11 protein-coding genes are annotated in these 14634 nt (G+C 72.8%); 7 read left to right on the forward strand and 4 right to left on the reverse strand.

The genetic code is table 11. The annotated features are described in order from the left end of the window. Positions 1-315: 315 nt before the first annotated feature. Positions 316-2634: an accessory Sec system translocase SecA2 gene (secA2, locus tag EKG83_RS09460; protein ID WP_084716856.1), complete on the reverse strand. Its 2319-nt coding sequence runs from the start codon at positions 2632-2634 to the stop codon at positions 316-318. 234 nt (positions 2635-2868) lie between these two features. On the opposite strand from secA2, the gene EKG83_RS09465 reads away from it, so the two are divergent. Then, complete coding sequence (locus tag EKG83_RS09465) at positions 2869-3753, forward strand: hypothetical protein (RefSeq protein WP_033433615.1); 885 nt, start codon at positions 2869-2871, stop codon at positions 3751-3753. A gap of 159 nt (positions 3754-3912) precedes the next feature. Here the strand turns inward: EKG83_RS09465 and EKG83_RS09470 are convergent, their stop codons facing one another. After that, complete coding sequence (locus EKG83_RS09470; RefSeq protein WP_033433616.1) at positions 3913-5208, reverse strand: MFS transporter; 1296 nt, start codon at positions 5206-5208, stop codon at positions 3913-3915. An 11-nt stretch (positions 5209-5219) separates the two neighbouring features. After that, positions 5220-8189, reverse strand: a complete 2970-nt coding sequence (locus EKG83_RS09475) for an acetyl-CoA carboxylase family protein (protein WP_033433617.1) — start codon at positions 8187-8189, stop codon at positions 5220-5222. Between the two features lie 147 nt (positions 8190-8336). On the opposite strand from EKG83_RS09475, the gene EKG83_RS09480 reads away from it, so the two are divergent. The 3 genes from EKG83_RS09480 to EKG83_RS09490 are packed head-to-tail and all read left to right on the forward strand — an operon-like array spanning position 8337 to position 10754. After that, a complete protein-coding gene (locus EKG83_RS09480) occupies positions 8337-9257 on the forward strand; it encodes a sporulation protein (protein ID WP_033433618.1) in 921 nt (306 codons plus the stop codon). A gap of 11 nt (positions 9258-9268) precedes the next feature. Then, positions 9269-9541, forward strand: a complete 273-nt coding sequence (locus tag EKG83_RS09485) for a GlsB/YeaQ/YmgE family stress response membrane protein (protein WP_033433677.1) — start codon at positions 9269-9271, stop codon at positions 9539-9541. Between the two features lie 34 nt (positions 9542-9575). Beyond that, a complete protein-coding gene (locus tag EKG83_RS09490; protein WP_033433619.1) occupies positions 9576-10754 on the forward strand; it encodes a PIN-like domain-containing protein in 1179 nt (392 codons plus the stop codon). On the opposite strand, the gene EKG83_RS09495 is transcribed toward EKG83_RS09490, so the two are convergent. Continuing rightward, positions 10751-11368, reverse strand: a complete 618-nt coding sequence (locus EKG83_RS09495; protein ID WP_051766518.1) for a TetR/AcrR family transcriptional regulator — start codon at positions 11366-11368, stop codon at positions 10751-10753. The two genes, EKG83_RS09490 and EKG83_RS09495, sit on opposite strands and share 4 nt — an antisense overlap. 76 nt (positions 11369-11444) lie before the next feature. Between EKG83_RS09495 and EKG83_RS09500 the strand changes: the two genes are divergently transcribed. From EKG83_RS09500 to EKG83_RS09510, 3 genes are read left to right on the forward strand one after another with little or no spacing between them, the layout of a single operon-like run. Further along, entirely contained in the window at positions 11445-12590 is a 1146-nt protein-coding gene (locus tag EKG83_RS09500) for an acyl-CoA dehydrogenase family protein (RefSeq protein WP_033433620.1), read from the forward strand. A gap of 23 nt (positions 12591-12613) precedes the next feature. Further along, positions 12614-13816 carry an acetyl-CoA C-acetyltransferase gene (locus tag EKG83_RS09505; RefSeq protein ID WP_033433621.1) on the forward strand — a complete coding sequence of 401 codons (1203 nt, stop codon included), beginning with the start codon at positions 12614-12616 and terminating at the stop codon, positions 13814-13816. Beyond that, on the forward strand, positions 13816-14577 hold the full coding sequence (locus EKG83_RS09510) for an SDR family NAD(P)-dependent oxidoreductase (RefSeq protein WP_033433622.1): 762 nt from the start codon (positions 13816-13818) through the stop codon (positions 14575-14577). Before EKG83_RS09505 ends, EKG83_RS09510 begins: the two co-directional genes overlap by 1 nt. The last annotated feature ends 57 nt before the right edge of the window (positions 14578-14634 follow it).

The following is a 14634-nucleotide window of genomic DNA, read 5'->3' on the forward strand; positions in this document are numbered from 1 at the left end:
CCCGGTCCGCTGGAACCCGACCGCCGAGGACCCGCCCGCAGCGGGTCGGCTCACCCCGTCCCCACCTCCCATCCCCGACCCCCTCGCCCCCGACCCCGCCGCCCGACCCCGTGCCCGCCCGCAGCGGGCCCGTCCGGATCACCGGGTGCCCGCCCGCGGCGGGTCCCGTCCCCGGTCGCGGGAACCGCCCGGGCCGTCCGGCGCCGATGACCGCCCCTCCCGGACGACGAAGGGCGCGAGCCCCGCGGCGGTCCGACCGCCGCAGGACCCGCGCCCCGCCCCTCGTGCCCCGTCGCCCGGCGCCCCGCGCCCGCCTCAGCGGCGGCGCACCAGCTTCACCAGGCCCTTGAACGTCTCCTCCAGCCCGGACGAGAACGGGTTGTCGTTGACCAGGTAGGTCCACGTCGTGTTCGGCCGGTGCACGCCCGCCTCCGCCAGGTGCACCCCGTCCTCGTCGATCTGGACCTTGGCGAAGGTCTCCTCCGCCTCGTCCCACGCGTCCGGCACGATCTTGTGGTAGGCCGGGATCGCCTCGCGGTGGAACTCGTCGAGCGGGTTCTGCCGGGCCAGCGCCCGCAGGTGGATGCCCTCCCGCAGGTCGGTCAGGAACACCAGGTGGTCGCTCCACCGCTGGTCGAGGTGGTGCAGCGCGATCAGCCGCGCCGCGGAGACCTTCAGCTCCTCGGGCAGCTCCGCCAGCTCCTCGGCCCGCTCCGGCCGGCGCTTGGACAGCTCGTGCCACGCGGCGTCGGTGCGCAGCACGTTGTCCCGGAACTCCAGGATCAGCTCGCGCTGGTGCTCGATCAGCTTGTTGTACCGCCACGTGTTGCGGTGGATCTCCAGCTGCACGCCCTCGGCCACGCGCTGCGCGTGCTCGACCGTGTGCAGGGTGCCCGCGTCGGTGACGCGGCCGTCGTCGTCGATCTCGGTCGGCTCCTCGTGGTCGGGCACGTACTGCGTGACCAGGTCGTCCTGGAGCGAGGAGAAGAACACCGAACCGCCGGGGTCGCCCTGGCGGCCCGCGCGGCCGCGCAGCTGGTCGTCCAGCCTGCTGCTGGAGTGCCGCCCGGTGCCGATGACGTAGAGGCCGCCCAGCTCGGCGATGCGCTCGCGGTCGGTCGACTCGTGCCCGCCGAGGCGGATGTCCGTGCCGCGGCCCGCCATCTGGGTGGACACCGTGATGCGCTCGAACGAGCCCGCGTCCGCGATGATCGCGGCCTCCTCGGCGTCGTTCTTGGCGTTGAGGACCACGCACTCCAGGCCCGCCTCGGCGAGCTTGCGGGACAGCCGCTCGGACTCGGCCACGTCCAGCGTGCCGACCAGGATCGGGCGGCCCGTGGCGTGGACCTCCTCGATCTCCTTGACGATGGCGGCTTCCTTCTGCTCCAGCGTCGCGTACAGCCGGGGCGCCTCGTCCTCGCGGACGGTCGGCACGTTCGGCGGGATGACCAGCACTTCCAGCTTGTAGAAGTCCCGCAGCTGCTCGGCGACGGCCACCGCGGTGCCGGTCATGCCGCACACCGTGGGGTAGCGGCTGAGCAGGGCCTGGACGGTGATCGAGTCCAGCACCTCGCCCGCGTCGGTGGTGGCCACGTTCTCCTTCGCCTCGACCGCGGCCTGGAGGCCGTCGGGCCAGCGCTGGAGCTTCGCGATCCGGCCGCGGGTGTCGTTGATCAGGTGCACCTTGCCGTCGCGGACGATGTAGTCCACGTCGCGGTGCAGCAGGACCTGCGCGTGCAGGGCCACGTTGACCTTGGACAGCGTGGTGGAGACGTGCTCGTCGGAGTACAGGTCGATGCCGCCGAGGGCGCGCTCGACCAGCTCGCTGCCCGCGCCGGTCAGGTAGACGTTGCGCTCCTCGTCGTCGATCTCGAAGTGCAGGTCGCGGCGCAGCCGCTTGACCAGGTCGGCCAGCGCCGGGTCGACCGCCGGGCCGGCGGTGGAGCCCGCGAGCACCAGCGGCACGCGCGCCTCGTCGACCAGGACCGAGTCGGCCTCGTCGACCAGCGCGACCCGCGGTTCGGGCACGATCAGGTCCGCCACGTCGGTGACCAGCCGGTCGCGCAGCACGTCGAAGCCGATCTCGCTGACCGGGGCGTAGGTGACCTCGGCCTGGTAGGCGGCGCGGCGCTCCTCGGGCTTGGAGCTCTGGTTGATCCAGCCGACGCTGACCCCCAGCAGCTCGTAGAGCGGGCCCATCCACTCGGCGTCGCGCTGGGCGAGGTAGTCGTTGACCGAGACGACGTGGACCCGGTCGCCGCGCAGCGCGAAGCCGGCGGCGGCGATGGCGCCGGAGAGCGTCTTGCCCTCACCGGTCGCCATCTCGACGACGTGGCCTTCGAGCAGCCCGAGCGCGCCGAGGACCTGCACGTCGAACGGCCGCAGGCCCAGGGCGCGGTCCGCGGCCTCGCGCCCGAGCGCGCAGACCTCCACCAGCTCGGGACGGCCGAACTCGGACCTGCCGCGCAGCTCGGCGGCCGCGGCGGTCAGTTCCTCGTCGCTCAGCTGTTTCACGCGCTCGGCCCGCTCGTTCACCTCGTCGAGCAGCTTGCGGTAGGGCGTGAGGTCGGCGGAGCCGGGCTTCTGCGCGAACCGGCGCATCCGCTGCTTGAACCGTCCCAGGAGAGTGGTCACGGCACGGCAACGTACGGCAAGCCCGCAACGTTCCGCACGTCACCCGGTTGACCGTTCACTCGGGGGAGGGCGTTGATCTTGCCGGGCAGGTCCGTAGAAGTGCGGGCGGTGTTGCGGCCGAGCGGGCGAAATTCGGGCGTTCCCGGACGAGGCGGTCCGCTCGGCACTGCGCACGGTGACTACAGATCGATACCCTCTGGCTCCATCGGGTGACTGCGTCTCCCAGGGGGCGAGGTGCTGGACCGGTTCGTGCAGTGGCTGGACGACCTGCTGGCCGAAGAAGGCGCGGCGGCTGTGGTCAGGGCGGTGCTCGGCTTGATGTCCTTCGCCATGCTGCTGGCCGCGGTGTTCGGGAACGCCGCCGTCAAGGCCGGCGCGTTCGTCGTCACGACGCTCGTGGTGCTCTCGCTCGGCCTTGTCCTGCTCTCCAGGCAGCGGGTGCTGAAGAGGCGGGTCGAGGAGAACGTCGCCCTGGTGGCCAAGTACTCCAAGATGGTCGCGGACGACCGCCACCCGTCCTATCAGGTGATCAAGTGGGAAGAGCACCTCGTCGTCGAGGCCAACGGTGACGCGCGCAAGTCGCTCACCATCCGCGCCAAGGTGGTCAACGACCTCCAGGTCCTGCGCCTGGTCGAGGGCTGCCGCTGGCCGCAGCCCGCCCGCTACCGGTCGCGGGTGCGGGTTGACGTGCGGAAATTGCTGGTCGGAGACCTGCCGGGGGCGAGTTTGAGCACCACCAAAGCCTGGGTCGAGGACGGCAAGTTGGTGCTGATCGTGCACTTCCCGCGCCCACCGCGACTGGGTAGCGAGATCAACATCGCGATCGGGTTCGAGTGGCCGGGGCGATGTGAGCCGTTGGTGCGCAACAGGGTTCCCGAGGACTTCGTCATGCGCTTCCAGACGCCCGTGGTCTACGCGTCCTACAAGGTGGTCCTGCCCCGTGGTACCGATGCTTACGTGGAGCCCGTCGGTTTCGACGAGAACGAGAACGGCTTCTTCGCCGGGCCGAGTGCTGAGGAGAACGGCCGGCCGGTGTTCCTCTTCGACGGTTTCGACCTGCCCGAGCGGCGCACCATCGGAATGCGGCTGGAACTCAAAGGGCGGGGCGTCACAGTGTGACGCCCCGCCCTTTCGAGTGACCCACTACCGATTATTGACCGTCATTGCCGCTTTCACCGCCGGGGAAATCCTCGGTGAAATAATTTTCATTTTTCTGCATCGTCGACACGGGTGCGCAGATTAGTTCCAGGTGGTGTCGAATAGCAAATCGAGTCTAAGTCACTTCTTGTCTCCCCGGTGCGTCTCCGGCAACCCGAGCACGGAGGCCAGCGTCACCAGCCCCATCACCAGCAGGAACGCCGACACCGACAGCGACGACCCGGTGGCCGCCAGCAGCGCCGCCATGATCACCGGCGTCCCACCGCTGACCAGGATCGACGCCAACTGGTACGCCAGCGACGCCCCCGAGTACCGCAGGTGCGGCGCGAACAGCTCGGCCAGGTACGCGGCCACCGGCCCGTACACCAGGCTCGACCCGATCCCCGACACCGTCAGCGCCACGAACAGCAGCCCCAGCGACGCCGTGTCCACCAGCCAGAAGTACGGGAACGCCCACACCGTCATCGCCACCGCGCCGACCACGATCAGCGGCCGCCGGCCGTGGCGGTCGGACCAGCGGCCCGCCAGCAGGATCACCGGCACGGACAGCAGCGACGACAGCAGCGTCACCACCAGCACCGGGTTGCGCGCCAGCCCCAGCTCCCGGGTCGCGTAGTCCAGCACCCCGGCGATGCTGACGTAGAACACCGCGTTGGACGCGAACATCAGCCCGGCGCCCAGCAGCACGGGCCGCTTGTGGGTGCGCAGCACCTCCGACAGCGGCGCGACCGGCGCCTCGCCCCGCCGCTCCTTGATCTCCCGGAACACCGGGCTGTCCTCGACCTTCAGCTGGATGAACAGCACCACGGGGAACAGCAGCGCGCTGGCCAGGAACGGCACCCGCCAGCCCCAGGTGGCGAACGACGCGGCGGGCACCACCGCGCCGACCACCAGGAACGCCACGTTGCCCAGGATGACCCCCAGCGGCACCCCGGCCTGGCCGAAGGTCCCGGCGAACCCGCGCCGCGCCGGACCCGCGGTCTCGGTCAGCAGCAGCACCACGCCGCCCCACTGCCCGCCGACGGCGATGCCCTGGAGGAACCGCAGCAGCACCAGCAGCACCGGCGCGCCCACGCCGATCGACGCGCTGGTCGGCAGCAGCCCGATCAGGAACGTCGCGGTCGCCATCAGCGCCAGGCACGTCACCAGCGCGGGCTTGCGGCCGAGCCGGTCGCCGACGTGCCCGAACACCAGCCCGCCCAGCGGCCGGGCGACGAACCCGGCCCAGAACGTGCTGAACGACAGCAGCAGCCCGACCAGCGGCGACGCCTCCGGGAAGAACAGCTTGGGGAACACCAGCGCCGCGGCGGTCGCGTAGATGAAGAAGTCGTACCACTCCAAGGAGGATCCGACGAGCCCGGCGGCCATGAGCTTGCGCAACGTGCGGCGCTGGTCGGGCGGGGCGGTCGTGACCATGCTTATCCCTCTCACCAGGTGTCCACGAAGGGACGTTTCTTGCCGGTCCGCGCGGGCACGGGCCCGCAGGTCAGCAGCGAACTGATCCAGCGCCGGGTGTCGGCGGGGTCGATGACGTCGTCGATCTCGAACGCGGACGCCACGTTCAGCGCCTTGCCGTGCTCGTAGGCGGCGGCGACCATCGCCTCGAACGCCTCGCGGCGCTGCGCGGGGTCGTCGATGGCGTCCAGCTCCCGCCGGTAGCCCAGCCGCACGGCGCCCTCCAGCCCCATCGGGCCGAACTCGCCGCTGGGCCACGCCACGGCGAACCGGGGCGCCCGCAGGCTGCCCGCGGCCATCGCCTGCGCGCCCAGCCCGTAAGCCTTGCGCAGCGCCACGAAGCCGAACGGCACGTCGAGGTTCGCGCCCGCCACGAGCAGGCGGGTCAGGTGCCGCACGGTGGCCGTGCGCTCGGCGTCCGGCCCGACCATGAACCCCGGCGTGTCGCACAGCGACACCACCGGCAGGTCGAACGCGTCGCACAGGCGCAGGAACCGCGCGCCCTTGTCGGCGGAGTCGGAGTCGATGGCGCCGCCCAGCCACGCCGGGTCGTTGGCGATCAGCCCCAGCGGCCTGCCCTCGACGCGCACCAGGGCGGTGACGATCCCGCGCCCGAACGCCGGGCGCAGCTCCAGCACCGACCCGGTGTCGGCCAGCGCGTGCACCACGGTGCGCACGTCGTAGGCGCGCACCCGGTTCTCCGGCACGGCGTGCCGCAGCACCCGCTGGTCGCCGCACTCCCAGGCGGGAACCGGGCCCTGGAAGTAGGACAGGTACTTCTTGGCCACCGCGACGGCCTCGGCGTCGTCGGACACCAGCACGTCGACCACGCCGTTGGGCACCTGGACGTCGACCGGGCCGACCTCCTCGGGCCGGAACACGCCCAGCCCGCCGCCCTCGATCATCGCCGGGCCGCCCATGCCGATGGTGGCGTCGCGGGTCGCGATGACCACGTCGCACGTGCCCAGCAGCACCGCGTTGCCCGCGAAGCAGCGGCCCGAGGCCACGCCGACCAGCGGCACCAGCCCGGACAGCTTGGCGAACAGGTGGAACGCCTGGCAGTCCAGCCAGCTGACCCCGCCGTGGTCGGTGTCGCCGGGCCGCCCGCCGCCGCCCTCGGCGAACAGCACCACGGGCAGCCGCTGGTCCCGGGCCAGCGCGAACATCCGGTCCTTCTTGGCGTGGTTGCGGATGCCCTGCGTGCCCGCGAGCACCATGTAGTCGTAGGACATGGCCACGACCTGCCGGCCGTTCACCCGGCCCACGCCCGCCACCAGCCCGTCCGCGGGGGTGCGCTCGACCAGCTCGTCCAGCGACCGCCGGCGGCGCTGCGCGGCGATCGCCAGGCCGCCGTACTCGACGAAGTCGGTGCACAGGTCGGCGATGTTCTCCCGGGCGGTGCGCCGCCCGGCCGCGTGGCGCCTGGCCTCGGCCTCCGGGCGGGCGAAGTCGTGCCGGGCCAGCACCTCGGCCAGGTCCGGCCGCACCTCGTCCGGGTCGACCTCGCCCGCCTTCTCCTCCACGGCCACGTCCACGCCCTCGGCCAGCAGGGCGCCCTCGGCGACGGTGTCGCCGACCGACACCAGCACCCGCGCGTCGCCGACCCGCACGACGTGCTGCATCTTCATCGCCTCGACGACGACGGTGCCGTCCTCGACCGCCACGACCGTGCCCTGCACGGGGGCGCGCGCCCCGGTGTCCTCGCGCGGCAGCGAGTCCACCAGCCCGGTGTGCGCCCGCCAGAAGTCCGGGTGGTCCAGCAGGTCGCGCAGGAACGCGATGTTGGTCCGCGCTCCCTCCACGGCGAACTCGTCCAGCGCCCGCCGGGCCCGCTTGAGCAGGGTGTCCCGGTCGTCGGCGTGCACCACGACCTTGGCCAGCAGCGGGTCGAAGCCCAGGCCCGCGCGGTAGCCGACCGAGGCGTGCGTGTCGACCCGCACGCCCGGCCCGGTGGGCGGCGTGAACGTCGTCAGCCGGCCGGTCGAGGCCAGGCCCACCCGCAGCTGCAGGGCCCAGCCGCGCGGGGTGTGCGCGAGGTCGGGCTCCACCTCGGCGGCCAGCAGGAGCTGCGCGCGGACCAGGTCGAGCCCGGTGACCTGCTCGGTGACGGTGTGCTCGACCTGGAGCCGCGGGTTGGCCTCCAGGAACGCGAACCGCCCGTCCGGCGCCACCAGGAACTCCACCGTGCCCAGGCCCGTGTACCGCACGGCGCGCGCGATCGTGGCGGCCGCGTCGTGCAGCGCGCTCCGCAGCCCGGGGGACAGGTGCGGCGCGGGCGCGACCTCGACCAGCTTCTGGTGGCGGGCCTGGAGCGAGCAGTCGCGGTCGCCGAGCACGGTCGTGCCGACGAGCTGCACCTCGACGTGCCGGGCGGGTTCCAGCAGCTCCTCCGCGTACACCGCGTCGTCGCCGAACGCGGCCAGCGCCTCGGCCCGGCACCGCTGCACCGCGGCGTCGAGGTCGGCCAGGTGCCGCACCACGCGCACGCCCTTGCCGCCACCGCCGGCCGCGGCCTTCACCACCACCGCGCCGTGCGCGCGGAAGAACTCCTCGAACCCGTCGCCGGCGCCCGCCAGGACCGGCACGCCGACCTCGGCGGCCAGCTCCCGGGCCCGCCGCTTGTCGCCCAGCAGCTCCAGCACCTCGGGCGGCGGGCCGACGAAGGTCAGGCCGGCCTCGGCGCACCGCCGGGCGAAGCGGGCGTTCTCGGCCAGGAAGCCGTAGCCGGGGTGCACCAGGTCGCAGCCCGCGGCGGCGGCGACCACCGCGTCGACGTCGAGGTACGCGCGCCCGTCGGGCAGCCGCACCGCGCGGTCGGCGAACCGGGCGTGCGCGTCGTCGGAGTCGGTGACCAGCGCGACGGTGCCCCAGCCCAGGTCGGCGGCGGCCCGCAGCACGCGGACGGCGATCTCACCCCGGTTGGCGACGAACAGCGTGGGCACTTCGACCTCCTGAGCGACCGCTTAGTATGTGACCCCGGTCGCATACTGACACCTGGACTTAGCGTTAGTCCAGAGGGAACCGATCCACCCACCGAGGCGTCCTTGGGGCATTCGGGTCGCAGGGCGTGGAGTTCAGGAGGCACCACCGTGGTTTTCAAGAGGATGTTGCGCGCGTTCGGGGTCGGCGGTCCCACGGTCGACACGGTGCTGGCCAACCCGAACGTCCGGCCGGGCGAGCTGCTCGGCGGCGAGGTCCGCATCGCGGGCGGTGACCACCCGGCCGACATCGACCAGGTGAAGCTCTCGCTGGTCACCCGCGTCGAGGTGGAGAGCGGCGACAACGAGCACAACCGCACCGTCGAGTTCGCCCGCGTCGTGGTGGGCCAGCGCATCACCGTCGGACCGGGCCAGAACCTCGTGCTGCCGTTCCGGTTCCCGGTGCCGCTGGAGACCCCGCTGACCGTCGTGCACGGCCGGCCCCTGCACGGGATGACCATGGGCGTGCGCACCGAGCTGGAGGTGCGCGGCGCCGTCGACCCGGGCGACCTCGACGCGTTCAACGTGCACCCGCTGCCGTCGCAGGAGCACGTGCTCAACGCGTTCGGCGCCCTCGGCTTCGGCTTCCAGCGGGCCGACTGCGAGCAGGGGCGCATCCACGGCGTGCCGCAGCAGCTGCCGTTCTACCAGGAGATCGAGTTCCGGCCCCCGGCCCAGTTCGCGCACCGGATCAGCCAGCTGGAGCTGACCTTCGTGACCGACCCGCACCACCTGTACGTGGTGCTGGAGGCCGACCGCCGCGGCGGGCTGTTCCGGCAGGGCGGCGACACGTTCGGCCACTTCGCCATGTCCCACGACGAGGCGCTGCGCACCGACTGGGCCGCGTTGCTGCACCAGTGGACGGACCAGGTCGCCCACCGCCGCGGCGGCCACCACGGCGGTGGCCACGGCGGTCACCACGGTGGGATCGGGGCCGGCGGGGTGGTCGCGGGTGCCGCGGCGGGCGTGTTCGGTGGGATGATGATCGGTGAGGTCCTGGACGAGGTCGGGGACTTCTTCGAGGGCGAGTGACGGGAGGCGCCGTGGGCGTCGACGGTGTGTTCAGCGCTCTGGCCGCGGGACTCGTGATCGGCCTGCTCGGCAAGCTCGTCGTGCCGGGCAGGCAGGCCATCCCGCTGTGGTTGACCGTCGCGGTCGGCATCGTGGCGGCGTTCCTGGGCACGGCGGTCGCGCGGGCGTTCGGGGTCGAGGAGACCTCGGGGCCGGACTGGATCGAGATGGCCGTGCAGGTGGGCATCGCCGCGCTGGGCGTCGGGCTGGTGGCCGGGTTCCACGGCACGAAGTCGAGGCGCTGACGGGTCCCGTTCGCCTGCCGGGGAGAATGCCGGCGTGGCCGACGAGTCAGCAGAGCCGAGGGGCATCCTCGACGGGTTCGGCGCCTACCGCACCGCCCGTCCCGACCACTACCGCGACCTGTTCACCCGCGGCATGGTCGTGCTCGACACCGGGGTGCTGCTCGACTGCTACCGCTACACCGCCGCCACCCGCGCGGACTTCGTGCGCGCCCTGCGCCGCGTCCGCGACCGGTTGTGGGTGCCGCACCAGGTGCTCGCCGAGTTCTGGCACGGCCGCGAGGCGGCGCTGGCCGCCGCCGGGAGGGCGACCGCGCGGGCGGTCGAGCGGGTGCGCCTGGCCGAGGAGCAGGCGCTGCGGGAGCTGCGGACCTGGGCGGACCGGGTGTCCTGCGACCCCGGTGAGCTGGCCGGGCTGGAGCGGGTCCTGCGGGACGCCCACGAGCAGGTCGCCGCGCGCCTGGCCGAGGTCACCCGGGTGGTCGACGCGGAGGAGGACCCGGTCGTCGCCGACCTCGACGGGCTGCTCTACGGCCGCGTCGGCGAGCCGCCCCCGCCGGGGGAGCGCGAGGACGACCCGGTGTGGCGGCAGATTCTCGCGGAGGCCGCCCGGCGCCGGCGGGACGTCCTGCTCGTCGCCGACGACACCGCGCGGGACTGGTGGCGCCTGGACGAGGACGGCACCGCCCGGGGGCCGCGGCCCGACCGGTACGAGGAGCTGCGGGCGGTGGCGGGCGTCCGGTTGTTCCTGATGCGCCCGGAGACCTTCCTCCGGCACGTGCGCGAGCACGTCGGGGAGCAGGCGCGGGAGAAGCCGGTCGACGAGGTCGAGCGCGTGCGGCGGCAGGAGCACGCCTCGGCGCTCCAGGTGCTGGCGCTGGACTTCGTGGAGGTCTTCCTGGCCCGCGACCTGATGCCGGACTACCACACCGGTGAGGGCCACGTGCTGCTGCGCGCCGGGGAGGCGGGCGGGCGGTGGCGGGCCTTCCTGGTCGACCCGCCGTTCGCGGACCCGGCCGCGGCCGCGAAGTGGGTCGGCAGGCTGGTGCGCGGGCACGCCGAGGCGGGCGACAACGACGTGGTGGTGTTCCGGGACCGGCCCGGGGACCGGCTGCTCGACGGGCTGGCCAACCTCGACGTCGCCGCGATGTGGCGGGCCGGCGACGCCTGGGAGGGCTCCGGGGCGGCCCGCGAGCGCGGCTGGTTGGCGCCCTAGGGCGCCTTCGCGCCGACCATCCGCAGCACCAGGTCGGCGTACAGGTCGCCGATCTCCGCGGGCGTGCGCCCCCGGTCCGGCTGGAACCACCGCGCCACGTCGATGCACAGCGACAGCACCGCCAGGGTCGCGCCCCGCACGTCGGGCACGTCGAACGCCCCGGCCGCCACCCCGGCCTCGACCATCTCCCGCACCGCGCCCTCGATGCCGCGCCGCAGCTCGGCGACCTCGGCCAGGTGCTCGGGGGTCAACGCGCTCAGCTCGTACTGCACCACCCGCGCCGTGGTCCGGTACTCCGCGTGCCACGACGCGAACACCCGCACCGCCGACGCCAGCCGCGCCACCGGGTCGTCCCCGGTCACCGCGGTCAGCAGGGACAGCGACGTGGCGTGCCCGATCCGCGAGATCTGGAACAGCAGCTCCTCCTTGGACCGGTAGTGGATGTAGACCGCGGCGGGCGACATGCCCGCCTCGGCGGCGATGTCGCGGGTCGTGGTGCCGTGGTAGCCGCGCGCGGAGAACGCGGCCGCCGCCGCGATCAGCATCCGGCGCGCGGCGGGCGGGGTGACCGACGCCCACGTCGAATCCAGTCGTTCGAACTCGTCACGCGGCATGGCCCCTCCTTGACACGAAGACGGACGATACCTCAGGCTAGAGGCTAAGCAACCGCTTAGTATGGAGGCTGGAGAAGTGCGTCGCACGTTGTACGGACCCGACCATGAGGCGTTCCGCGAGTCCGCGAAGGCGTTCGTCGACCGCACCCTCAAGCCCAACCACGACAAGTTCATCGAGCAGCGGCACATCGACCGCGAGGTGTGGCTGGAAGCCGGTCGCCAGGGCCTGCTCGGCCTGGAGGTCCCCGAGGTCTACGGCGGCAGCGGCGCGGGCGACTACCGCTTCAACGCCGTCCTCGGCGAGGAGCTGTCCAAGGTCAGCGCCGCCATGTCCTCGTGCCTGGGCATCCACTACGACGTCGTCGCCCCGTACCTGGTGGACCTGTGCACCGAGGAGCAGAAGCAGCGCTGGCTGCCGCGCTTCTGCTCGGGCGAGACGATCACCGCCATCGGCATGACCGAGCCCTCCGGCGGCTCCGACCTCGCCGCGCTCAAGACCACCGCCGTGCGCGACGGCTCCGACTGGGTCCTCAACGGCTCCAAGACCTTCATCACCAACGGCTTCTCCGCCGACCTGGTGGTGGTCGCCGCCCGCACCAGCCCGGAGAAGAAGGCCCGCGGCATCACGCTGTTCGCCGTGGAGACCGGCATGGAGGGCTTCGAGCGCGGCCGCAAGCTCGACAAGGTGGGCCAGCCCGAGTCCGACACCGCCGAGCTGTTCTTCGAGGACGTCCGCGTCCCGGCGGACAACGTCGTCGGCGAGGTCGACCGCGGCTTCATCCACATGATGGAGCGCCTGCCGCAGGAGCGCGTCGGCTCCGCCATCGCGAACCTCGCGCACGCCAAGCAGATCCTCGAAGAGACGATCGCCTACACCAAGGAGCGCAAGGCGTTCGGGCAGGCGATCGGTTCCTTCCAGCACAACAAGTTCCTGCTCGCCGAGCTGGTCACGAAGGTCGACGTCACCCAGGCGTTCGTCGACCAGTGCACCGAGGCCCACGTGCGCGGCGAGCTGACCGCCACCGACGCGGCCAAGGCGAAGTACTGGAGCGCGGACGTGCAGAACGACGTGCTCGACGCCTGCGTGCAGCTGCACGGCGGCTACGGCTACATGACGGAGTACCGGGTGGCCCGCGCCTGGATGGACGCCCGGGTGACGAAGATCTGGGCCGGTTCCAACGAGATCATGAAGGAACTCATCGGCCGCGAGCTGGGCCTCTAACCACCGAGCAAGAGGAGAAAACCGTGCCCGAGGCTGTCGTCGTCGCCACCTCGCGGTCCCCGATCGGCAGGGCGCGCAAGGGGTCCCTGGTGGACCTGCGCCCGGACGACCTGGCCGCGCAGGTCGTCCGCGCCGCCCTGGACCAGGTGCCCGCGCTCGACCCGCGCGAGATCACCGACCTGCACCTGGGATGCGCCGAACCGCAGGACGAGCACGGCCAGAACGCGGCCCGCCGCGTCGCCGTCCAGCTCGGCCTGGACACCGTGCCCGGCACCACGGTCAACCGGTTCTGCGCCTCGTCCGTCCAAACGGCGCGGATGGCCTTCCACGCCATCAAGGCGGGCGAGGGCCACGCGTTCATCAGCGCCGGCGTGGAGTGCGTGTCCCGCTACCGCCACGGCGACCCCCACCACAACCCGCTGTTCGACGAGGCCCGCGCCCGCACCGAGCGCACCGCCGAGACCAACGAGACCTGGCACGACCCGCGCGAGGACGGGCTGCTGCCGGACTACTACATCTCGATGGGCCAGACCGCCGAGAACGTCGCCACCCTGCTCGGCATCAGCCGGCGCGAGCAGGACGAGTTCGGCGTGCGCTCGCAGAACCTGGCGGAGAAGGCCATCGCCGACGGGTTCTTCGCCCGCGAGATCACCCCGGTGACCCTCCCGGACGGCACGGTGGTCGACACCGACGACGGCCCGCGCGAAGGCGTCACCTACGACGCCGTCGCCGCGCTCAAGCCGTCGTTCCGGCCTGGCGGCACGGTCAACCCCGGCAACTGCTGCCCGCTCAACGACGGCGCCGCCGCCGTGGTGGTCATGAGCGACACCCGGGCCCGGGAGCTGGGCCTGGCCCCGCTGGCGCGCATCGTGGCCACCGGCGTCTCGGGCCTGAGCCCGGAGATCATGGGCCTGGGCCCGGTCGAGGCGACGAAGCAGGCCCTCGGCCACGCCGGCATGGCGATCGGCGACATCGACCTGGTCGAGATCAACGAGGCGTTCGCCGTGCAGGTGCTGGGCAGCCAACGCGCGCTCGGCATCGACGTCGACCGGCTCAACGTGCACGGCGGCGCGATCGCGCTGGGCCACCCGTTCGGCTCCACCGGCGCCCGCATCATGACCACCCTCATCAACGGCATGCGCGCCCGCGACGCCCAGTTCGGCCTGGAGACCATGTGCGTCGGCGGCGGGCAGGGCATGGCGATCATCCTCGAAAGGCTCAGCTGATGGGCATCCTCGACAGGTTCCGGCTGGACGACCAGGTCGCGATCGTCACCGGCGCGTCCTCCGGCCTGGGCGTGGCCTTCGCCAAGGGGCTGGCCGAGGCGGGCGCGGACGTCGTGCTCGCCGCCCGCCGCGCCGACCGGCTCAAGGACACCGCGCGACTCGTGGAGGACGCGGGCAGGCGCGCGCTGGTCGTGCAGGCCGACGTGGCGCGGCCCGAGGACTGCCGCGAGGTCGCCCGCGCCGCCGCGGGGTTCGGCGACGTGCGGGTGCTGGTGAACAACGCGGGCATCGGCACCGCCGTGCCCGCCTCCCGGGAGACCCCCGAGCAGTTCCGCAACGTGCTGGACGTCAACCTCCACGGCGCCTACTGGATGGCGCAGGCCGCCGCCGCGGTGATGACCGGCGGCGGGTCGATCGTCAACGTCTCCAGCGTGCTCGGCCTGGTCACCGGCGGCCTGCCGCAGGCGGCCTACTCGGCGTCCAAGGCGGGCCTGCTCGGCCTGACCCGCGACCTGGCCCAGCAGTGGACCGGCCGCAAGGGCATCCGGGTCAACGCGATCGCGCCCGGCTACTTCGCCTCCGAGATGACCGGCCAGTACCCCGAGGGCTACCTGGAGGGCCACATCGCCCGGCTGCCCATGGGCCGGGTGGGCGACCCCGAGGAGCTGGCCGCGGCCGTGGTGTTCCTGGCCTCCCCCGCCGGCGGCTACACCACCGGTGCGACCTTCGTGGTGGACGGCGGCGTGACGCTGGGAGGCTGAACGGACGCATGTTCGGGGTTCCGCCCCCGCGCGGTCGGTCCGCGCCCTAGCCTGGCG

This window comes from Saccharothrix syringae (genome assembly GCF_009498035.1).
GTDB classification, from domain to species: domain Bacteria; phylum Actinomycetota; class Actinomycetes; order Mycobacteriales; family Pseudonocardiaceae; genus Actinosynnema; species Actinosynnema syringae.

Bases quoted from the DNA above. Each gene is read 5' to 3' on its own strand.
- EKG83_RS09470 (WP_033433616.1), bottom strand. From the start codon at position 5,208: ATGGTCACGACCGCCCCGCCCGACCAGCGCCGCACGTTGCGCAAGCTC.
- EKG83_RS09495 (WP_051766518.1), bottom strand. From the start codon at position 11,368: ATGCCGCGTGACGAGTTCGAACGACTGGATTCGACGTGGGCGTCGGTC.
- EKG83_RS09510 (WP_033433622.1), top strand. From the start codon at position 13,816: ATGGGCATCCTCGACAGGTTCCGGCTGGACGACCAGGTCGCGATCGTC.